This window comes from Seongchinamella unica (genome assembly GCF_004354085.1).
Taxonomy (GTDB): domain Bacteria; phylum Pseudomonadota; class Gammaproteobacteria; order Pseudomonadales; family Halieaceae; genus Halioglobus; species Halioglobus unicus.
Genome location: NZ_SMSE01000001.1, coordinates 153284 through 174040 on the forward strand (window position 1 = coordinate 153284; position 20757 = coordinate 174040).

Sequence of the window (20757 nt, forward strand, 5' to 3'; positions counted from 1 at the left end):
CTATTATCCCCGTGGAGACTGTCATGCGTAAAGCCCTACCCTTGCTTCTGGCATCACTACTGTTGATTCCCGCGGGTTCTGTCAGCGCGGCAAGTGACGCCGAGCGGATTGAGCTGCTGGAAGCACAGCTACGCCAGCAGCAACAGCTACTCGACGCCATGCGCCTGGAACTCGAACAACTCAAGTCGAGCCAGCAAGAGACGGGGACGACGGTCTCGGAGATCGTGGAGAGCCGCGTTGCCGACGCAGAGGATCGGGCGAGAGCGGAAATGGAGCCTACGGCGCAGGCGGCACGGGAAGCGGGCGACCTGGCCGCCCTGCGGCTGTACGGGCACATGCAGCTGGATGCGATTTACGATTTCAAGCGCGTAGATCCCACCTGGGAATCCACCCTGAGACCATCCACCATTCCCACCGTGGAGGACACTTTCGGCCCCAACGGCAACACCATCATCAGCGTTAAACAGACCCAGCTGGGTTTCCGGGGCGCGACTCCCACGCCGCTGGGCAACGTGCAGTCCTGGTTCGAGTTTGATTTTTTCGGTAGCGGATCCGATGCCGGCGACACCAAATTCAACCTGCGCCATGCGTGGATCGAGCTCGGTTCGCTCGGTTTCGGCCAGACCAACAGCAACTTCATGGATATCTCCATCTTCCCCAATATCATCGACTGGTGGGGGCCGGCGGGCATGATATTCAACCGTAATCCACAGATTCGCTACACCTGGGACGTCGACGACGGGACAGAGTTTGCGATCGCCGCGGAAAAACCCAACGGCAGCTTCAACAGCGGAGTGTTCGGCGAGCTGTCGCCGGAATTTGACGACATCGTAAAACCCCGCACCCGCTATCCGGACATCACCGCCCACTGGCGGGATAGCTACGACTGGGGCCACTACCAGATTGCCGGGGTGCTGCGGCGCCTGGAGGTTGAAGCGCGAGGTTTACCGGACGCGCCAAGGCCGGACAAGGAAACCGGCTGGGGCATCAATCTCACCGGCGTGATCAATACCGTTGGTGAGGATCAGCTCAAACTGGGCCTGGTATACGGCGAGGGAATTTCCAGCTTCTTCAACGACGGCGGTGTGAACCTGGCCCCCGAAGACGGGGAAGCTGCCGCGGTTCCGGTGCTGGGGGTAACCGCCTACTATGATCGCTACTGGTCCTCGAACTGGTCGTCTTCCTTTGGCTTTTCTGTCAACGATGCGGACCCGCGCAACCAGCAGGCCGATGATGAGTTTGACACTGGCATTTACGCCAGCGCGAATCTGCTTTACACCCCCTACCCGCAATTCCTGATTGGCCCTGAGTTCCTCTACGGCAGGCACGAGGACGTCGGGGGTCGCAGCGGTGAGGACTACCGGATTCAGTTCACCGTGAAACACAGGCTGGGCAAGACCTTTTAGACACGGAGAGACACAACCTTGAATATTGCCGTCAGAACCATCGCCCTGCTCGCCGCGCTACAGCTGGGCGCCTGCTCCGCCAACGGTTCGCTGGAGCCAGCAGGCGAAGCGGACAGTTCCTTCAGTGTTGTTGAGGCCAGTTTTGCCGACATGCAGGCGGCCATGGCAGACGGCAGGACCAGCTCGCGGGAAATCGTCGCCCAGTACCTGGCCCGGATTGAAAAATACGAGCCACAGTTGCACGCCACCCTGGCGGTGAACGGCGATGCGCTGGCCGAGGCAGAACAACTCGACCGGGAGCGGGCCGCGGGCAATCTGCGCGGCCCCCTGCACGGCATACCCATCGCATTGAAGGACAACATTCACACCACTGACATGCCCACCACCGGGGGAGCACTGGCTTTCAAGGACTACACCCCGCCCTATGAAGCCACCCTGGTCAGTAAACTGCGCGAGGCAGGCGCGGTCATTATTGCCAAGACCACGTTGACGGAACTGGCCAACTGGGTCGCCACCGGCATGCCCAACAGCTACAACGCCGTGCGCGGTTATGGCTACAACCCCTACGACCCTCGCCCTGACCCCCGCGACGGTTTCGACGACGGGCGCGCGGTACTGGACACCGGCGGCTCCAGTTCGGGTATTGGTACCGCCGCCAACTTGTGGGCTGCCAACGTGGGGACAGAAACCTCGGGATCCATCGAGATACCCGCCAACAACACCTTGCTGGCGGCCATCAAGCCCACCGTGGGCAGGATCAGCCGCCACGGCATTATTCCCATTACCGCCGACCAGGACACCGCCGGCAGCATGGCCAAATACGTGGCGGACGCAGCCACCCTGCTGGCGGCCATGGAAAGTGTCGACCAACATGACCCGGCCACCGGCATCTGCCCTCCGCCGGCTGACGGCAGCTATTCTTCGAACCTGCGCCCCGGCGCCCTGGAAGGCGCGCGCATTGGCATCCCCCGGGCCTACTATTACCAGCCCGTGGTGCCGCCGGGCGAAACGGAGCCGGTCGGCGGCCTGTCACCCCGGGAACACGCCGCAATGACCAGAGCGCTCGCAGTGCTGCGACAACAGGGGGCGGTGATTGTGGACCCGGCGAACATTCCCAGTGTCGTTAATCCGGTAGCGGCAGATAACCAGTTGCTGTTCCAGAACTGCTTCGACCTGGCCAACAGCAAGGGCCAGGACGCAAACTGCTCGGTCATTCTGAAGTACGGCATGAAGCGCGATTTCAACCTCTGGCTGGACAGCCTGGGAGACAGCGCCCCGCTGGCCTCCCTCACTGCGCTGCGGGAGTTTAACCAGGCCCATCACGAGCAAAATGCGATCCGCTACGGCCAGGCGCAACTGGACATTTCCGACGAGATGGACGTGACGGCAGACAGGGGCCGCTGGCGCGCCGACCGCGACAAGGATATCCGTCTGTCCCGCACCGAGGGTATCGACGCCGTGCTCGAGGCGCACCGGCTCGATGCCCTGCTCCTGCCCTCCTGGAAAGGTGAAAACATTCTCAATAAAGCGGGCTATCCCGCGGTCGTCGTGCCGTTCACCACGGTCGGCAATACGCTGCAACCGCCATTGCCGGCCGGATTTGACCCGCAACCCATGCCGTTCGGCGTGAGTTTTATCGGCACCGCCTGCTCCGAACCCAGGCTGATCGAACTGGCCTACGCCTTTGAGCAGGCAACCCGGGCCCGCAGGCCGCCCACGCAGTTTCCGTGAGGACAGTCACCCCCGTCCTGACCGGCCTGTTGCTGGCCACACTGGGAGGCTCCCGTGCGCTGGCGGCTACGCTGGATACAAAGACCCTGGAAACCGCGGTCGAGGGTGCCTATCAAGCCTACCGCCACCTCGAAGACGGGGAACCCGCGCAGTACATTCCCGCACTGGCCACGGCTGACCCGGACCGCTTTGCGATTGTCCTGATGACGGTCGATGGCAAGGTCATCACCCGGGGCGACAGCGATGTGGCCTTCCCCATCATGTCTGCCGCCAAACCCTTCACCGCGGCCCTGGTGATGCAGCAGCGCGGCGCCCAGGCGCTGGTAGACGAGCTCGGGGTGGAACCCACGGGTGATCCCTTCAATGCGCTGACTGGCATAATCCGCACACGCCATGAACCACTGAACCCGCTGGTCAATGCGGGGGCAATCACCGCTGTGAGCATGATCCGGGTCGAGGAACCCCGGCAGCGCTGGCCCCTGCTGCTCGATTACCTCAGCAGGTTTGCCGGGGAACCGCTGCAATTGCAGGATGCTGTCTACCAATCGGTCTCGACCAGTAACTATCGCAATCGTGCGCTGGTGAATCTGCTGCAACAGGAAGACTGGCTGGAGGCGGAAGCCGACACCACCCTGGATATCTACAACAGGCAGAGTTGCGTGGCGGTGACCGCGCAGCAACTCGCTGTCATGGGCGCCACTCTCGCCAATGCCGGCGTCAATCCTGTCACCCGGGAGCCGGTGCTGGCCCCTGAGCTGGTGATGCAGGTACTGGCGCTGATGACGCTGAATGGCTTTTACGACGAGTCCGGATGGTGGGCATTCACCGCGGGGCTGCCAGCCAAGAGCGGTGTGGGTGGCGGCATTGTGGCGGTGGCCCCGGGAGAGCTGGCGATCGCCACCTACTCGCCCCGGCTATCGCCGGCGGGCAACAGTATGCGCGGCATGCTCGCTATTCAGGCTATTTCCCGCGAACTCGGACTCAGCCTGTTCAACCCCGGTACTGCCTACGACAGCACTGCGGATTCCAGCACAGCGCCGTAACGGTGGCGTCAGCCAGTCGGTCTATCCGCTAGACCTGCAGCCAGTCAAAGCCGTCGACCTGATCCGCCCAGACCACCGGTTCCAGAGAGTCGAGCACCGAGGCCAGGGCGAGTTCGGCAGACTCCCTTGAATTGTTTTTTTCACTGATGTGGGCAACCACCAGGTTGTTCAACTGCTCGGTGCACTCGAGCTGCCGCAGCAGGGCAGCCGCCTGGGTGTTATTCAGGTGACCCCAGTCCCCCCCCACCCGGCGCTTGAGCTGGGGGGGATATTCCCCCGCCAGCAGCATATCCAGGTCGTGATTGAATTCCAGCAGCAGGCTGTGGCAATCGCGGTAATGTCCCACCACATGCGGGGTAATGCACCCCAGGTCAGTCAGTATGCCCAGCGAACGGCCATTGGCGCTCAACCGGAACTGACAGGGTTCCGCCGCGTCATGGGGAACTGTCACCGTCTGCACCCGCACGTCGCCTATCACCAGTTCATCGTCGGCATTGAAGCAATGCAACCGGTGGGCGCCGTCCACGCGGCCGGTGGCCGCGGTCCCGTGGGTCAGGTAAACAGGGATTTGGTATTTTGCCGAAAGCCGGGCCACGCCGGCGCAATGATCGCCGTGCTCATGGGTGACCAGGACCCCCTGCAACTGGTCCGGAGAGAGACCCAGGCGCTGCATTCTGCGGGTCGTTTCCCGCAGGGAGAAACCGCAGTCGATCATCAGTGTTGTCTCCCCGGCCTGCACCAGGGTAGCGTTACCCTTGCTGCCGGAGCCCAGGGAGGCGAACCGCATAGCCGTCAGTTGATATTGCCTTTGATCAAGGTCAGCAGCGCCTGCCTGTCCCGCTTTTCGAGCGGGGCGGTGGCCTCTGCCGCAGGTTTCAGGAAAATGGCCACATTGCTCTCGTCATCGGCTTTCACACTGACAATAAAGGGCTGCCCGGCCTGGGGATGTTCCTCCTCGCTGTCGAAGAGCCAGTCGAACCAGCCATCGTCATCCTCACCCTGCGGGCCGAGGAAAGTCGCATAATAAATGCCGCTGCTGCGATCACGATCGGTGATTTCAAAGGTCGATTTTTCCAATCCCCGTCCCAGCGAGGCCCAGGCACGATCGAAGGGCAGCGCCAGCTGGATATAGGATTCGCCAGTACTGGATTCCTGGATGGAGATTTTGCCGGAGGCGTTGATCGCCTGTTCGGCCACCATGGATACCGGCGCGGTACCGGCACTGTTGGCAATGTACTGGGCCAGGGCCTGCAGTATCTCCGATTCCTGCTCGACATTGTCGGAACTGCCGGGCCAGTTATCGACATCACCGACCTGATTCTGCTGCAACACGTGTAGTTCGCTGTTGCCGCGCTGGACACCCTGTTCTATGCGCACTTTAAAGCGACTTGCCATGGCCGCGCTCTCCAGCGCAAGCCAACCGGTTTCCATGGTTCCGGCCCGGGCGTCCACCCGGGCAACAGGAATACCGGCACTGGCGAAAAAGCTGCGGACCTGCGGCCAGACCTGGCCGGGGGCCTCTGCCACCAGGATCCATGACTCCTCTCCCAGGCGCTGGATGCGAACGATCTCGTCCTCCGCCCCCGCCGCCAGGGGAGTGGGCCGGGGAACCTCGAACTCCTCCGTTGCCAGCAGGGCATTTTCCACCGGCGGGACCGGGTAGATTTCCTGCAGGGCATCACTGTCCTTGTGTTCAGGAACCGTGATGACCGGCATGTCCGGCGCTTTCTTGTAATCCTCGGACTTGTCCCGAAAGACGCCCTGGTCACCGAAAAGGTAGCCACAGCCGGAAAGGGAAACCAGCAGCGCGCCGGCGGTTAGATTGCGAGTCAGGGCTGGGATATTCATTAAACTGATGCGGCCTCCAGGGCTGCCTTCACCTCGGCGTGAAATTTCGGGTCCAGGGGGGTCAGCGGCAGGCGGATGCCTTCCTCGATCAATCCCTGTTGCCACAGGGCCCACTTCACCGGTATCGGGTTTGCCTCCAGGAACAGGGCACGGTTTAGCGGGGTAAGCCTGTCATTGATCGCGGTGGCCGCTTCGCGGTCACCTGCTGCCGCGCTGGCACACAGCTGGGCCATTTGCCGGGGGGCCACGTTGGCCGTGACCGATATATTGCCCTTACCCCCCGCCAGGATCAGTTCCATTGCGGTGGGGTCGTCGCCGGAATATACGGCAATGTGGTCGCCACAGCGGGCAATCAGGTCGCGTCCTCGATCGAGATCACCGGTTGCATCCTTGATACCGACAATATTGTCAATGGAAGCCAGTTGCTCGACCGTGTCATTGTGCATGTCCACAGCAGTCCTGCCGGGCACATTGTACAGCACCTGGGGGATCGCCACTGCCTCGGCCACCGCTTTGAAGTGCTCGTAAAGGCCACGCTGGGTGGGGCGGTTGTAGTAGGGAGTCACCAGCAGGCAGGCGTCAGCACCGGCGTCGGCCGCGGCCCGGGTGAGCTCAATGGCCTCCCAGGTGGCATTGGCGCCGGTCCCGGCAAGAATCGGCAGCTTGCCGCCGACATGGTCCACGGCATGCCTGATGACCTGGCAGTGCTCGGGAACACTCAAGGTGGCACTTTCACCGGTCGTACCGACGGCACCGATGGCACCAGTACCGGCTTCGATATGCAGGTCCAGGAGGCGCTCGAGCGCCTCCCAATCGACGCTGCCGTCTGGGTGCATTGGCGTAACCAGGGCGACGATACTGCCGGTAATCATTCGAACTCTCCGAAAATGCTGACGGGGACCACCTGCCGTGGCCCGTCCGTGGGGAAGATGGCCATTATCCATGTCGGCGCAGCAATGACAACCGGCTTGGGTCAAAATGCCAGCGGCTGCTATGCTTCGAAAAAACCTGTGGAGGTAGCACCATGATCCTTTTATCTCGCGCACTGCTGGTCCTGCTGGCCTGCACCCTGGTGGCGGCTCACGCAGCCCAGGCACAGGATGAACCTGATGTCAGTGAGCCGACGGCCATCGACAGGCAATACATGCAGCATCAACGACAGCAACTCGACGAGCTTGCCGCGCGTCACTACGGACGCCGGTTTACCGGCGACAAGGACGGGGACCTGGCCCTGCTGCAGCGTCTGCTCGATGACCAGCTGGTTCGCGGCGACCAGACCGAGCAACTGCAGGGGATGGGCATTATTCTGGGTGACCTGCTGGCCCGTGAACAGGGACTGCACTGGGTGGTCTACGAGGACAAACTGGGGCGCAGCCGGGCCCTGCGCTACCGGGAGACGGATAACTACCTGTTCCCGGTTACCATGATTTCCCGGCGACGGGAGGTGGGCAATACGACGCCGGTAGCTGACATTTACCAAAAAGCGGAGGATGCTATCAGCGAGGCACTGCCACCGCTGCCCTTTCAGCAGTAAACAACATGGCATTTGCCCCCGGAAATTATTAGACTGAACCCTCTTCCCAGCGAGCAACGCGACTGCATGAGCCAACTGCCACCCGGATTCGACCTGCTGACCGATGACCGGGACAGCGCCGTGCTTCAGCTGACCGGTGACTGGATCCAGGGCCAGACGCACCGGGACTTCCAGGTGTTAAAGGATGAGCTCTGCTGCCTCACCGCGCCGGAACTGGTGGTGGATGGTTCCAGGCTGGGCCGCTGGGATTCGATTCTGATGGCATTCCTGCTCCAGTCCTACAACCAGTGCCAGGAAGACAACATACGTTTCACCACCCGCAATCTCCCCGACGGGGTGAATCAGCTGCTGGACGTGGCGACCGCTGTACCTCCACATGCACCATCGGCTGCCAGCAGCCCACCGTGGTACAACGCACTCAGTCCGGCGCGACTCGTCAATGAGCTACGCCATCACGGCAGGGAGGCACTGGCATTCCTCGGCGAGCTCAGCATCGCCCTTTGGCGGCTGGCGCTGGGGCGGGCCAACACCCGCTTCAGCGACTTCAGGCAGTTCTGCTACCAGGCCGGTCCCGATGCCTTTGCCATCATCAGTCTTACCAGCGTGCTCGTGGGCATGATTCTCGCCTACCTGGGTGCGGTCCAGTTGCAGCAGTTCGGGGCCGAGATTTACGTCGCTGACCTGGTGGTCATCGGTATGCTCAGGGAGATGGGGGCGCTGATGGCCGCCATCGTCATGGCGGGCCGAACAGGGGCCGCCTATGCCGCCCAACTGGGCACCATGCAGGGCAACGAGGAAATCGATGCTATCAGCACCATGGGCGTTTCGCCCATGGAGTTCCTGGTCGTGCCGCGCTTGCTGGCGCTGGTGGTAATGATGCCCTTACTCACCCTGTACGCCAACTTGTTGGGCATTATCGGCGGCGGCATCGTTGCCGGCGGAATGGGAATTGCACCACTGATGTTCATTTCCGAGGGAGAGTCGGCGCTCGGTATGCACCATCTTATCGTGGGGCTGATCAAAAGCGTGGTGTTCGGCCTGCTGATCGCCGTGGCCGGTTGCCGCTCCGGCATCAACAGTGGCCGCAGCAGTGCCGCGGTCGGCCAGGCGGCTACCGAGGCGGTGGTGACCGCCATCGTTTACCTGATCGTCGCAGACGCGGCCATCAACATCATCTGCCAGCAACTGGAGATCTGATGAGCGATCCGCACATCCAGATTCGCAACCTGACCATGGCCTACGGGTCACGGGTGATTCAACAGGACCTTGATTTCGACATCAATCGCGGCGATATCTTTGTCATCATGGGAGGCAGCGGTTGCGGCAAGAGCACCCTGCTCAAACACATGCTGGGCCTGCTACAGCCCCGGCAGGGTGACATACTCTACAACAACGAGAGCTTTGTTAATGCCAGCCCCAAGCAGCAGGACAGTATGCGCCAGCGCTGGGGCATCACCTACCAGAGCGGCGGACTGTTCAGCGCCATGACACTGGCGGAGAACGTCAATCTGCCGCTCCAGCTCTACACCAGTTATTCCGACGCCGACCGGGCTGACATCATCGCCTACAAGCTCGCGCTGGTGGGCCTGGCGGGTTATCAGGAGTACTACCCCTCGGAAATCAGCGGCGGCATGCGCAAGCGGGCAGCCCTGGCGCGGGCGATTGCCCTGGAGCCGGAAATCCTGTTTTTCGATGAACCCTCCGCCGGCCTGGACCCGATCAGTTCATGCCTGCTGGATGACCTGATAGAGCAGCTACATGATTCAACCGGCGCAACCGTGGTGATGGTGACTCACGAACTACCGAGCATATTCGGCATCGCCACCAACTCGGTGTATCTGGATGCGAGCAGCAAGACCATGATTGCCTACGGCGACCCAAAACAACTCAGAGACCACAGTGACCAGCCAGTTGTGAGACAATTCCTGGCGCGCGAGTCAGGCTCGCTGCAGGAGGAGCAAGTATGAGTGAAAAACCCCAAACGGTCGCCATTGGCGCGTTTGTCTTCGGTGGTCTGCTGATCGCCATCAGCGCCGTTATCTTTGCCCTCGGCACCGGCTTTGGCAAGGAACGCTCCACCGTGGTGATGGTGTTCGAAGGTTCGGTAAAGGGCCTGGCGATCGGCGCTCCGGTAGCCCTGCGCGGCGTGCAAATCGGACAGGTCACCGATATCGAGCTGATCCTGGACTCGGACACAGCAGAGCTCATCATGCTGGTGGAGGCGGAACTGCGCGGTGAAAATATCCGCCGCACCGGCACCAATACCGAGGGCCTGACCGAGGAGCTGATCTCCCGTGGTCTGCGCGCACAGCTCAACACCCAGAGCATGCTCACCGGGCTGCTCTACGTGCAGCTGGACTTCCACCCTGACAGCGAACTCATCCTGGCGACTATCGAGTCTCCGCACCTGCAGATCCCAGCCATTCCCACGGACCTGGAACGTTTTGCCCGCAAGCTGGAATCCATCGATTTCGCCAAGGTAGCCGCCGACCTGGAAGAAATCGCAGCGGGAGTCAACAGCTTCATCACCGCTGAGGCCTTCCAGGCACTACCCGGCCAACTGCAGGACACCCTGGCTTCGGTGAGCGGCCTGACTGAGCAATTACAGGGGCAACTCGCCAGCACCGGACCAAAGCTGGACGCGGTGCTAGATGGCGCCGCAGTCACCGTGGACACCGCCAATGTCGAGCTGCCGCGACTGGCGGAACTGGTGGCAGGCAACCTGGAAGTCCTTGAACGGGCCATCGCCTCTTTTGAATCCGGGATGCGCAGTATCGACGAATTGGTGGACTACGATTCGGCCACCGTCCACGAGCTCAACCGCGCTCTGCGCGATCTGTCACAGGCGGGCCGGGCGTTGCAACAGCTGGGCCAGGCCCTTGAAGAACAACCGGAGTCGCTGATTCGCGGCAGGAGTGATGACCAGTGATAACTAGCGGACCGATCAAACTGTGGCTCGCACTGGGCCTGTTGCTGACGCTTGTTGCCTGTGGCAGCACGCCTCCGGCCCGGCACTACAAACTCAGCGCCCAGGGATCACTACCGGCGGCTTCCACCGGGCCCGCGCTGGGTGTGGGGCCGGTGAGTATTCCCCAGTACCTGGACCGGGACGGTATCATCCGCAGTGATGGCGCCAACGGCCTGCGGATTGCCAGCACTGAACGCTGGGCGGAACCCCTGGACCAGGGCATCACCCGGGTGCTGAGCCTCAACCTGGCGGGGTTGATGGAGACGCAGAACATCCAGCCATTTCCCTGGCACCCCAGACGCCAGCCGGACTTCGGGGTTAAAATACGCGTGCTGGCCATGGATGCCGACTCGACCCAGGCAACCCTGCTCACCGAGTGGCTGCTTTACCGGGTAAGCGACGGACAGGCCCTGCAGCAACGGCTGGAGGCCTACAGCAGGACGTTCAGGGTGGCAGATCCTGACGCCGGTGAAATTGCCGCCGCCTACAGCGAATTGCTCTATCAGCTGAGCGGAGACATCGCCGACGCACTGTCGCCACTTGCAACCGCGGTCAACAGGCCGGACAGCGCCGAATAATTGCCGCCCCGGCAGGCGCCCGGTTAGAAATCGTCGCTGCGTAACATGGCGTCAGAGCCGCCATCGACAAACACTACCGAACCGCAGACAAAGTTTGCGTCCTCGCTGAGCAGAAAGCGCATGACATTGGCAATCTGCTCCGGCTGGGCAGTCCCTCCCCAGGGCACACTCTTGCCGAAGGCCTGCATGGCCGGCCCCAATTCATCATCGGACATTACCTGCTCCGACAGTGGTGTCCGGGTGATTCCGGGAGCAACCGCATTCATCCGCACCCCCGCCCGGGCATAGGAGACAATATTGCGTCGCATCCAGGTGGTGACGGCGCGCTTGGAACCCGCGTAGGCAGTGTGACCGTCACGGATTTCAATGTGGGCACAGGCGGCCAGTTCGTCACCCGCGAGGCAGGCATCCACAAACGGGTCATCACGGGGAATCATGGGAGCGGAGTTGGAAGCGACGATCAGCACGCTGCCGCGCTTCATCGCAACCAGGTCTTTCAGCCCCTCTACCGTCGCCACCACCGCGAAATAGTTGACCTGTGCGATCAGCGACAGCGGCCTGGCAACCGGCGGCAGGCCGGCGCAGGGAATGAAGCCGTCCAGTCCGTCGGGGGCGCGTTCGCGAATCCCGGCAATGGCGGCCTCCCGTCCCTCTGCGGTGGAGAGGTCGGCGATCACGTCCCCGGCTTTGATGTCGACAGAAACAAGCTCATGGCCCGCCGCAAGTAACTGGCTCTTTAATGCAGCGCCAATACCGGTGGCTGCACCCGTGATGGCATAAATACCCATGTCAACATTCCCGCTCAATCAATGAACCGGCATTCTCTACCATCGGCACGGGTGTGCCCATGACCCCCGTAAATGCTTTTCAGCCTGGTTTAAGATTTCGTATGAAAAATGGCGGGAAAGTACAAAAACCAATCAACGACAGCATAAAATGGCACAGCCGTCCCGCTTCTGGGTTAAAATGCCCCGTGTCCATTAACCAATAAGAAACAAGAAATCAGTAGAAATAACAACAGCCTGACAGGTTCCAGAGCCGACCACTGGCGAGCCCTCAATCGCCGTGGACTGATCAGGACCGGAAAACGGCGCATCACACTAACAAATGCGAGACCTGAAAAATGACCAACCAACCCCCTTTCCGCCGGGCGGCCCCCGCGTTGCCTTCGCCACTTTTCCGAGCCGTGAAATCTGCCACACTGATACTGGGCGCCTCCACATTCGCCGTCACCGCGCTGGCCCAGGAAGAAGCCAGTCAGGGTCGTTACAACCTGCAGCTGGAGGAGATCATCGTCACCGCCCAGAAGCGGGAAGAAAGTTTTATGACCGTACCCGGAGCGGTGAACGCTTTCACCGCCCAGGACATGGTTAACACCGGCGCCGCCACCATCCAGGACATCGACGCCTTCATGCCCGGTGTGGAGATCGGCGACGCGGTAGGCGGTTCCACCCAGCTGGGTATTACCGTGCGCGGTGTCAGCAGCCCCAACATCAGCTCTGGCCAGGACCCTTCGGTCGCGACCTTTTACGACGGCTCCTATATGCCGAGGGCCGTGACCTCGATTCCCTTTACCGACATTGCCCGGACGGAGGTTCTGAAAGGCCCCCAGGGCACCCTGTTCGGCCGCAACTCCACTGCCGGGGTCATCAATATCGTACCGAACAGACCCCATGAGGAGTTCGAGGGGTTTGCCAAGGCGCGCCTGGGTACCAATGATCTGGTACGCGTCGAAGGCATGGTCAACACGCCGCTGACCGAAAAACTGTTCCTGCGGGCTAATGTTTTCAGCAATCAGCGCAGTGGTAACACCGAGACCGCGACCAACGGCGGCGATTTTCGTGACGAGGGTTACTGGGCGGCTCGCGGCGTCTTGCTGTGGCAACTCAGTGAAGACACCGATATTCAGCTCGCGGCGGACTACGAAGATCGCGACGAAATGCCCCGCCCGGCGATCGGCGTGAGCAAATATGCTTATCAGGGCAGCAATGACCCCTTCCGCAGCAAGGACAAGCACGATATCGCCGGCGCGGGTAAAAGTTACAACGCCGAGCGTAACAATGAGGAAGAGACACGCGAGATGTACGGCGTGTCGCTACAGATTAACCACGCGATCAATGACGCCTGGGACATGTTCGGCATCGTCAGCTATCGCGACTGGGACACCACCAACCTGCAGGAAGAGGACGGCACGCCCGCAGCCCGTCGCTACCTGGACACCAACAATATTGAAGATTCGGACATTTTCTACTCGGAAGTCCGCTTCAATTATGTCGATGACAGAATCAACCTGATCACCGGGGCCAACTACAGTCAGGAGGAGGTGTTCCAGCGTACCGACATCGGCCTGCTTACCGATTCCTACATGCAATTCCTCAGCGCTGAATTACTGCCGGGCGCCCAGGAACTGGGTTTGATACCCCCGGATGTGGAGCTGGGCCCTGACGATCATATCTGGGATTACTTCGGCCAGGAGCCGGATGCCACCTACCTGTTCTTCTCGGGCTTCGCCTCCGAGCAGACCGGGGTACCGACTGCGGTGTTACCCCCCAGCTTCTCCGGACGGTACTTCACCGAGACCATGGATAACACCGGTGACTTCGTCAACTGGGGTATCTTCGTCGACCTGTCCTACCAGCTGACCGATACCATTCGTCTCGCCGGCGGCCTCCGTTACAGCTACGACGAGAAGGACTATTCCTGGCAAACCCACGATAACAGCTTTGACGACTGGCCCTTCCTGCCCTTCCGGGTCAACTACATTCCGGCCCAGACTGGCGCCCCCCAGGACGCCTGGTACAACAAGTTCAGCACCAAGGACGACTGGAACAAAACCACCGGCCGATTCGTCGCTGACTGGCAGTTTACGGATTATGCAATGACCTACATCTCTGTCGCCACCGGCTACAAATCGGGCGGTTTTGACGGCCAGAGCTTTAACGCCTTCGTCACCGGTGCCTTTGATCCGGAAGAGATGACCAGCTATGAAATCGGCATCAAGGGTGATTTCTTCGATGACAGCCTGCGCGCGGAAGTGGCTTTGTTCCATCACGAACTGGATGGTCGCCAGCGCTCCACCGACATCAAGGAAGGCCCGGACGACCCAACCGCAGCACCCGGGGTGGTGAGCAGCGATGACGAGGCCGACGGCATCGAATTGGTGCTGACCTGGAACGTGACCGAGTCCCTGCGCCTCTCCGGATTGACCACCTACCGTGAGACCGAGAGCGTCTCAGAAGAGTATTACAATGCGGCGGGTGAACTCTCCGGGGGAGAAAAAACCACCGGGGAAACCAATACCGAATACACCCTGAAGCTGGACTGGACACCGCAGATCGCCTACGGCTATATGCTCCTGCATATGAACTACCAGTTCCGCGAAGATCCCGGTCCCAACGACAATACCGCGTTGTTCACCACCGGGCCCTGGTACTTCCAGGACAGGAAATACCTGAACGCGCGCCTGGCCTGGTCCAATGAGGAGGACAGCATTGAGGTTGCCCTTTGGGGTAACAACCTGCTGGATGAAGAGTACGCCGGCAACCCGGGCGGTTTGGCCGCGGACGCCCTGGGCGCCTACCACACCTCTCCGGAAGACACCCTGACCTGGGGTGTGGACCTGCGCTATTCGTTCTAGGTCGGGGCAAGCACAAGCACTTCCGCGATTTCCCGCAGCAGGTCCCCGGACTTGTTGCGGGCGTTATTCACCTCTCTCGACAAGGGTGCCAGCCGCCACTCCTGCTTCAGTTCACTGCGAAACAGGGGATCATCGGCCGCTATCGGCCGCGCATTGTCCAGCCAGCGCGCCTGCTCGCCGGCGTCCAGCACCACCGGCATACGCTGGTGCCAGGGCGCAAACGCCGGCGCTGCCGCGGTGGTTACCAGGGTACAGCTGAGCAGCTCGGAGCCATCCCCATTCCACACATCCCAGAGTGCGGCCGCGGCAAAAGCGCCACAGGCGTTACTGATCAACCAGGGTTGCTTCACCCCGCCCTCACTGCGCCACTCGATAAAGCTGCTCATGGGCACAATGCCACGCTGGCGCTTGAACGGGGTCTTGAAGGCCCGACTTGTGCCCAGGGTCTCGCTGCGGGCGTTGAACATGCTGTACTTCTGGTCCACCGCCGGTGCCCAGGCAGGGGTCAGCCACCAGCGGGCGGCGTCCAGTTGATTTCCCGATTCCAGCGTCCGCACCAGGCCTACCGCCTCGGTGGGGGCGATGTTGGCCCGGCTCGGCAGGCTGAGGTCTATGCCCAGATCCTGCAGCAGCCTCTGCAATCCGGGGCTGTCGATAACATTGAACCGTCCGCACATGGACCAACTCTGCCCAATTAAGCGCCCGCCGGCAAGGCAGGTCTGTATTGATATACCCGGCAGCCACTTGTCTGCCGCGCCCTTGCCTGCGTTACGGCCGGCGGTTTACCCTGAGCCGCGCTTTCCCCGGGAGACACCAATGAGCAACAAACCACTGGCACCTGCCATTGACGGCTGGCACACCATGGCGGTCAAACCTCACCTGATCGGCACCCGGTGCCAGGCCTGCGGCACTTATTTCTTCCCCAGGAACCACGACTACTGCCGCAACCCGGCCTGCGACAGCACCGACTTCGACGAAGTGGAGCTCAGCCGTACCGGACACATCTGGAGCTACACCAACGCCTGCTACAAACCGCCGGAACCCTATGTCGCCGCCGATCCATTCGAGCCCTACGCCATTGCCGCGGTGCAACTGGAGCAGGAACAAATGGTGGTGCTGGGGCAGGTGATCGAAGGCGTGTCCTGCGAGGATCTCAAGGTGGGGATGCCGGTAGAACTGGTGCTGGAACAGCTGCACGAGACCGACGATGACATCAAGATGACCTGGAAATGGAAGCCCGTCGCTCGATAACGGCACGGCACACGCGGAGCAGTACAGACTATGTCCAATGAAATCGCAATTCTCGGCGCCGGCATGCACCCCTGGGGGAAATGGGGCCATAACTTCGTCCAGTACGGTGTCGCCGCCGCCAGGGAAGCTCTCAAGGACGCCGGCGTCCCCTGGCAGGACATCAGTTTTGTCTCCGGCGGCGCCACCGTGCGCTGCGGCTACCCGGGCTACGTGGCCGGCGCAACGTTTGCCCAGGCCCTGGGCTGGCAGGGTGCCGAGGTCAATACCTCCTATGCCGCCTGTGCTTCCGGTTCCCAGGCCCTGGCTGCGGCCCGCAACAAGATTCTCGCCGGAGAATGTGACGTCGCGCTGGTGGTGGGTGCCGACACCACCCCCAAGGGATTCCTGGCTCCCGCTGGTGGCTATCGTCCGGAAGACCCGGACTGGGTGCGCTTCTACCTCGGCATTACCAACCCGACCTACTTTGCCTTGTACGCCCGCCGGCGCATGGACCTGTACGGCGATACGCTCGAGGACTTTGCCGCGGTCAAGGTCAAGAACTCCGCCATCGGCAGCAAGAACCCCCGGGCCCGCTATCGCAAATGCTTCACCGCCGAGGACGTGGCGGCTTCCGCCATGGTCGCTGACCCACTGCGGCTGATGGACATTTGTGCCACCTCTGACGGCGGCGCCGCACTGATCGTATCCAGCCTCGATTACGCAAAAAAACTGGGTAAAGGCGATGCCCCCCGGGTAGCGGCGATTTCAACCACCACCCCCACGTTCGCCAGCAGTGTGGTTGAAATGCCTGACATCGCCACCGACTCCGCCGCCGCCGCGGGGGTGGAGGCACACGCTTTCCGCTCCACCCTGCCCCTCAAGGCCTATGAGGAAGCGGGTCTGGGGCCGGAAGATGTCGACCTGGCAGAGGTCTATGACCTGTCCACCGCCTTGGAACTGGACTGGATAGAAGACCTGCAACTGGCACCGAGGGGCGAGGCGGCGACACTGCTGCGCGCCGGTGATACCGCGATCGGCGGCAGGATACCGGTGAACGTCTCCGGTGGCCTGGCCTGTTTCGGTGAAGCGGTGCCCGCCCAGGCGCTGGCCCAGGTCTGCGAGTTGACCTGGCAGTTACGTGGCGAGGCGGGAGACCGCCAGGTCGCGGGCGCAAAGGTGGGCATTACCGCCAACCAGGGCCTGTTCGGTCACGGCAGCTCCGTCATCGTCAAGCGCTAGGGCCACGCCCCGGCCATCGGCATCAGTCGAGCTGGTCAGCCTGCCGCAGGGTGGCCTGTTTCAGGTAGGCGATCAGGTCGGCCCGGTCCTGCGGGTCAGGCACCCCACGGCTCATCATCACTGAATCCGGGAACATGGCCATGGGATCTTCCAGCCAGGTGAACATCAGCTGGGGCGTCCACACAAATTCCGCCTCCCGAAACCGCTTGGAGTAGTAGTCGAAACCGGGCTGTTTGCCCGCCACTTTGCCAAAAATACCGCTCAGGTTGGGTCCGTTATTATGCCCCATGAAAGCGTCTGGATAGTGACACGTACGACAGGGGCCGAACACCAGCCGCCCCCGATCCGCATCTGCCAGTGCCAGCCGGCTCTGCAATTCGTCGGCGGCCAGGGATGGCGAGCAGACCATCGCCAACAGTGTTATCACCAGGGGACGCATCAGGCGGCTCTCGCCGCGGCAATGCCGGCACGGCGCCCGAAGAACGTGGCATCACCCACAGACAGGCCGCTGGCCAGGTAGGGGGCCGTGGGTATCCCCGCGGTATTGCGCCCCGCGGCGAAGAGCCCCGGGATGGGGTCTCCAAAACTGTTGATCACCGCACCGTCGATGCTGGTGGCAAGGCCACCAAAGGTGTGGGCGGGAAAGAATGCCCGGTCGACGGAAATGTCCCAGGCCTTGTAGGGAGGCCCCTGCAATGGCCTGACATAGCCCCTGGCCTTGTTGAACAGCGGATCCAGACCTTTACCCGCGTAACGATTGTAGTACGCCACGCTGTTTTGCAGGGCACCGGCCGGTAACTTCAGTTGGCCGGCAATGCCACCGATGCTGCTGCTTTGGGCCACCAGCGGGAAATTGTCCTGGGGGTGGGAGTAGCTGCTGGACTGGTCGGTGATCAGGTAGGCACGCCCCTGCTGCTGATAGGCAATACTGTGACCGATCACCGCGTGATAGGCATCTTCGGCAACAAAGCGCTGTCCGGCTGCGTTTACCAGGATACCGGCGATTGCCTCCTCCGGGGGATAAATGGGCGCGATGGCAAAGCCCTCGTGCATGCGCACAGCCGCCGCGCCGACGCCGATGCCCATGTTAATGCCCTGGCCGAGATCACCGGCGCCCCCCCAGGGCACCGAACAGCGGGCAAGTTGCGGCGCATATTGCTCCAGCATCGCGGTGTTGTGGATAAACCCGCCACAGGCCAGCACCAGACCCCGTCGTGCTCGCAGGTACTTGCGCTGCCCGTCCTGCGTGACCACGGCGCCAGCCACCCGGCCATCTGCCTCGACGATCAGGCGATCCACTTCCACGCCGGTTTGCGGCTCTACCCCGAGCTTGCGCAACTGGCCGAGCAGAACCTGCATCATGCTGCGGCCGCCATTCATACCGGGAACACCCGGCACGTGACCCCGCGGCGCGGGGGCGGCATGCTCCCGGGCCGGCCAGGCCAGCTCACTCCCCGAGTAGTAAAGTGACTCATCGCCCAGGGGCAGTCCCTTGGCGGTGGTCATCTTCTCGGAATAGCGCACACCCTGGGCGACAAGCCAGTCGAAGTGTTCCGGGCTCTGCTCACAATACAGCTGGATTTTTTCCCTGGGCGCTGGCGCCGAACCGGTCCGCAGCAGGTAGTTGAACATGGCCTCCGGCGAATCTTCCACCTTGAGTGCCCGCTGCAGGGAAGTACCCCCGCCGGCATAGACCACGCCACCGGACAGGCTTGAGCTGCCACCGGGAACTGCCAACGATTCCAGCAGACGCACGCTGGCGCCAGCCCGGCGTGCTTCTATAGCGGCGCAGGTCCCTGCGGCCCCGGATCCAGCGACCAGCACATCCACCTGTTCATCCCAGCCGGGCACACTGCTGCGGGGTAATGCCATCGCCGGACCCGCCACCATTGCCGCAGTGCCGGCGGCGGCCGCGGTCAGCAACTGGCGGCGATTGAGGGATTGGTACCGGGAGTCATCCATCGTCGTTGCTGTCAGGGAAAAAAGCGGCTGATCGTATCGATAATACAGGCGGGGCGCTCACTCCCCTCGATCTCGATGGTCATGCGCACAACCACCTGCACGCCGCCTTTCACTTCCTCGGCGCTGATCACCTCGCCACCGCCGCGCACCCGCGAGCCCACAGGAACCGCGGCAGGAAACCGCACCTTCTCGCAGCCGTAATTGACGCCCATGGACGTATTCCTGACCTCCATAATCTGCGGCAGGAACAGGTTGGCGAGGGAAAGTGTCAGGTAACCGTGGGCAATGGTTTTACCGAAAGGACCTGCTGCGGCCTTTTCCGGGTCAACGTGAATCCACTGGTGATCGCCGGTGGCATCGGCAAACAGGTTGATCCGCTGCTGGTCGATTTCCAGCCAATCGCTGAACCCCAGGTGCTTGCCAACGGCCTGCAACAAATCCGTCGGCTGCTCAAATATTGTACTCATAGCATCTCTCCCGTTGCTGTCGCCGCGACTATATCACCGGCGCCTACCGCCCACGGTTCAACTGTTCCCACCGCCTGCCGCAAAATCACCGTCTTGAATTGTGCTCAGGCTGGGCTATATATTCATGAGACCACAACCTTTTCAATAAATCAGGAAAAATCTATGGATACCAGTAAACTTCTGGACACTGTCGTTGTGCCCTGGGGCATTAAAATTGCGCTTGCCCTGGTCATCTTCTACATCGGCCGTCTTGTCGTCGCGGCCCTGGTAAGAGTTGCGAGAAAGTTCATGTCCTCCCGCGGCATGGATGAAATCCTCATCAATTTCCTCTGTTCCATCCTGCGCTGGGTGCTGCTGCTGTTTGTGGTGATCGCCGCACTGAGCCAGCTGGGCATAGACACCACATCCCTGGTTGCCCTGCTCGGTGCCGCCGGTCTGGCCATAGGCCTGTCGCTGCAGGGCTCCCTGGCCAACTTCGCTTCCGGGGTCATGTTGATTGTCTTCCGTCCCTTCACCAAGGGTAATTTCGTGGAAGTGGCCGGCACCTCGGGTTCGGTGGACAAGATCAGCATTTTTACCACCACCCTGACCACACCGGACAACAAGGAAGTCATCGTCCCCAACGGTGCGGTGATCGGCAACAACATCATCAACTACTCCGCCAGGGATACCCGTCGGGTTGATATGGTGTTCGGCATCAGCTACGACGATGACATCAAGAAAGCCAAGGAAATACTGGAGCAGATCGTGACCAGCGATGAGCGGGTCCTCAAGGATCCGGCTCCGGTGGTGGCGCTTGGGGCGCTGGCAGACTCCAGCATGAATTTCCTGGTCAGGCCCTGGGTGAATTCGGCGGATTACTGGGCCGTAATGTGGGATACCACCGAAGCGGTCAAGCTCAAGTTCGACGAGGCGGGAATCAGCATCCCCTACCCGCAAATGGACGTCCACGTCGACAAGGGCGAGTAAGCTTCCCCCACGGGGGCTTGCTGCCCCCGTTCTGCTTTCTGATCCACTGCCGCCGGCAAGCCGTAAACCCGTGATATTACAAGTTTTTCACAGTGCGCCAGAGTCCCCTGTGATATAACGGCCGTCTACGCTACAACGGAATGTC

20 protein-coding genes are annotated in these 20757 nt (G+C 61.6%); 12 read left to right on the forward strand and 8 right to left on the reverse strand.

All coding sequences use genetic code 11. The features are described 5' to 3' along the window. Window positions 1-23 precede the first annotated feature (23 nt). Genes E2F43_RS00700 through glsA form a run of 3 tightly spaced genes read left to right on the forward strand, consistent with a single transcriptional unit; the run spans window position 24 to window position 4180 of the window. The gene (locus tag E2F43_RS00700; protein ID WP_133208961.1) at window positions 24-1406 is read left to right on the forward strand and encodes a DcaP family trimeric outer membrane transporter; all 1383 of its coding nucleotides are present in this window, start codon (window positions 24-26) and stop codon (window positions 1404-1406) included. A gap of 18 nt (window positions 1407-1424) precedes the next feature. Continuing rightward, on the forward strand, window positions 1425-3137 hold the full coding sequence (locus E2F43_RS00705) for an amidase family protein (RefSeq protein ID WP_133208962.1): 1713 nt from the start codon (window positions 1425-1427) through the stop codon (window positions 3135-3137). Next, window positions 3134-4180: a glutaminase A gene (gene glsA / locus E2F43_RS00710; RefSeq protein WP_133208963.1), complete on the forward strand. Its 1047-nt coding sequence runs from the start codon at window positions 3134-3136 to the stop codon at window positions 4178-4180. Before E2F43_RS00705 ends, glsA begins: the two co-directional genes overlap by 4 nt. A gap of 28 nt (window positions 4181-4208) precedes the next feature. Here the strand turns inward: glsA and E2F43_RS00715 are convergent, their stop codons facing one another. Genes E2F43_RS00715 through dapA form a run of 3 tightly spaced genes read right to left on the reverse strand, consistent with a single transcriptional unit; the run spans window position 4209 to window position 6900 of the window. Beyond that, window positions 4209-4967, reverse strand: a complete 759-nt coding sequence (locus tag E2F43_RS00715) for an MBL fold metallo-hydrolase (protein ID WP_133208964.1) — start codon at window positions 4965-4967, stop codon at window positions 4209-4211. 5 nt (window positions 4968-4972) lie between these two features. After that, window positions 4973-6028 carry an outer membrane protein assembly factor BamC gene (bamC, locus tag E2F43_RS00720; protein WP_133208965.1) on the reverse strand — a complete coding sequence of 352 codons (1056 nt, stop codon included), beginning with the start codon at window positions 6026-6028 and terminating at the stop codon, window positions 4973-4975. Then, window positions 6028-6900 carry a 4-hydroxy-tetrahydrodipicolinate synthase gene (dapA, locus tag E2F43_RS00725; RefSeq protein WP_133208966.1) on the reverse strand — a complete coding sequence of 291 codons (873 nt, stop codon included), beginning with the start codon at window positions 6898-6900 and terminating at the stop codon, window positions 6028-6030. Before dapA ends, bamC begins: the two co-directional genes overlap by 1 nt. Window positions 6901-7052: 152 nt before the next feature. Here dapA and E2F43_RS00730 point away from each other — a divergent pair, with 152 nt between their 5' ends. The 5 genes from E2F43_RS00730 to E2F43_RS00750 all read left to right on the forward strand — a co-directional run bounded on the left by E2F43_RS00730 (window position 7053) and on the right by E2F43_RS00750 (window position 11108). Beyond that, entirely contained in the window at window positions 7053-7562 is a 510-nt protein-coding gene (locus E2F43_RS00730; RefSeq protein ID WP_133208967.1) for a DUF3806 domain-containing protein, read from the forward strand. 66 nt (window positions 7563-7628) lie between these two features. Then, the gene (locus E2F43_RS00735; protein ID WP_133208968.1) at window positions 7629-8759 is read left to right on the forward strand and encodes an ABC transporter permease; all 1131 of its coding nucleotides are present in this window, start codon (window positions 7629-7631) and stop codon (window positions 8757-8759) included. Then, entirely contained in the window at window positions 8759-9529 is a 771-nt protein-coding gene (locus E2F43_RS00740; protein WP_133208969.1) for an ABC transporter ATP-binding protein, read from the forward strand. Before E2F43_RS00735 ends, E2F43_RS00740 begins: the two co-directional genes overlap by 1 nt. Further along, window positions 9526-10491 carry an MlaD family protein gene (locus tag E2F43_RS00745; protein ID WP_133208970.1) on the forward strand — a complete coding sequence of 322 codons (966 nt, stop codon included), beginning with the start codon at window positions 9526-9528 and terminating at the stop codon, window positions 10489-10491. Before E2F43_RS00740 ends, E2F43_RS00745 begins: the two co-directional genes overlap by 4 nt. Beyond that, window positions 10488-11108, forward strand: coding sequence for a PqiC family protein (locus E2F43_RS00750; RefSeq protein ID WP_133208971.1), 621 nt, complete (start codon window positions 10488-10490; stop codon window positions 11106-11108). Before E2F43_RS00745 ends, E2F43_RS00750 begins: the two co-directional genes overlap by 4 nt. A 23-nt stretch (window positions 11109-11131) precedes the next feature. On the opposite strand, the gene E2F43_RS00755 is transcribed toward E2F43_RS00750, so the two are convergent. Next, window positions 11132-11896, reverse strand: a complete 765-nt coding sequence (locus E2F43_RS00755; protein WP_133208972.1) for an SDR family oxidoreductase — start codon at window positions 11894-11896, stop codon at window positions 11132-11134. 335 nt (window positions 11897-12231) lie between these two features. On the opposite strand from E2F43_RS00755, the gene E2F43_RS00760 reads away from it, so the two are divergent. Continuing rightward, window positions 12232-14745: a TonB-dependent receptor gene (locus E2F43_RS00760; RefSeq protein ID WP_133208973.1), complete on the forward strand. Its 2514-nt coding sequence runs from the start codon at window positions 12232-12234 to the stop codon at window positions 14743-14745. On the opposite strand, the gene E2F43_RS00765 is transcribed toward E2F43_RS00760, so the two are convergent. Then, window positions 14742-15422 carry an SOS response-associated peptidase gene (locus E2F43_RS00765; protein WP_133208974.1) on the reverse strand — a complete coding sequence of 227 codons (681 nt, stop codon included), beginning with the start codon at window positions 15420-15422 and terminating at the stop codon, window positions 14742-14744. The genes E2F43_RS00760 and E2F43_RS00765 overlap by 4 nt on opposite strands. 139 nt (window positions 15423-15561) lie before the next feature. Here E2F43_RS00765 and E2F43_RS00770 point away from each other — a divergent pair, with 139 nt between their 5' ends. Then, window positions 15562-15996 carry a Zn-ribbon domain-containing OB-fold protein gene (locus E2F43_RS00770; RefSeq protein WP_133208975.1) on the forward strand — a complete coding sequence of 145 codons (435 nt, stop codon included), beginning with the start codon at window positions 15562-15564 and terminating at the stop codon, window positions 15994-15996. A gap of 30 nt (window positions 15997-16026) precedes the next feature. Next, window positions 16027-17214, forward strand: coding sequence for a lipid-transfer protein (locus E2F43_RS00775; protein ID WP_133208976.1), 1188 nt, complete (start codon window positions 16027-16029; stop codon window positions 17212-17214). A gap of 22 nt (window positions 17215-17236) precedes the next feature. Here E2F43_RS00775 and E2F43_RS00780 read toward each other — a convergent pair whose 3' ends face one another. From E2F43_RS00780 to E2F43_RS00790, 3 genes are read right to left on the reverse strand one after another with little or no spacing between them, the layout of a single operon-like run. Then, the gene (locus E2F43_RS00780) at window positions 17237-17653 is read right to left on the reverse strand and encodes a c-type cytochrome (RefSeq protein WP_133208977.1); all 417 of its coding nucleotides are present in this window, start codon (window positions 17651-17653) and stop codon (window positions 17237-17239) included. Continuing rightward, the gene (locus tag E2F43_RS00785) at window positions 17653-19176 is read right to left on the reverse strand and encodes an FAD-dependent oxidoreductase (RefSeq protein WP_133208978.1); all 1524 of its coding nucleotides are present in this window, start codon (window positions 19174-19176) and stop codon (window positions 17653-17655) included. Before E2F43_RS00785 ends, E2F43_RS00780 begins: the two co-directional genes overlap by 1 nt. An 11-nt stretch (window positions 19177-19187) precedes the next feature. Then, window positions 19188-19643: a MaoC family dehydratase gene (locus E2F43_RS00790; protein ID WP_133208979.1), complete on the reverse strand. Its 456-nt coding sequence runs from the start codon at window positions 19641-19643 to the stop codon at window positions 19188-19190. A 162-nt stretch (window positions 19644-19805) separates the two neighbouring features. Here E2F43_RS00790 and E2F43_RS00795 point away from each other — a divergent pair, with 162 nt between their 5' ends. Beyond that, the gene (locus tag E2F43_RS00795; protein ID WP_133208980.1) at window positions 19806-20612 is read left to right on the forward strand and encodes a mechanosensitive ion channel family protein; all 807 of its coding nucleotides are present in this window, start codon (window positions 19806-19808) and stop codon (window positions 20610-20612) included. Window positions 20613-20757: the final 145 nt, after the last annotated feature.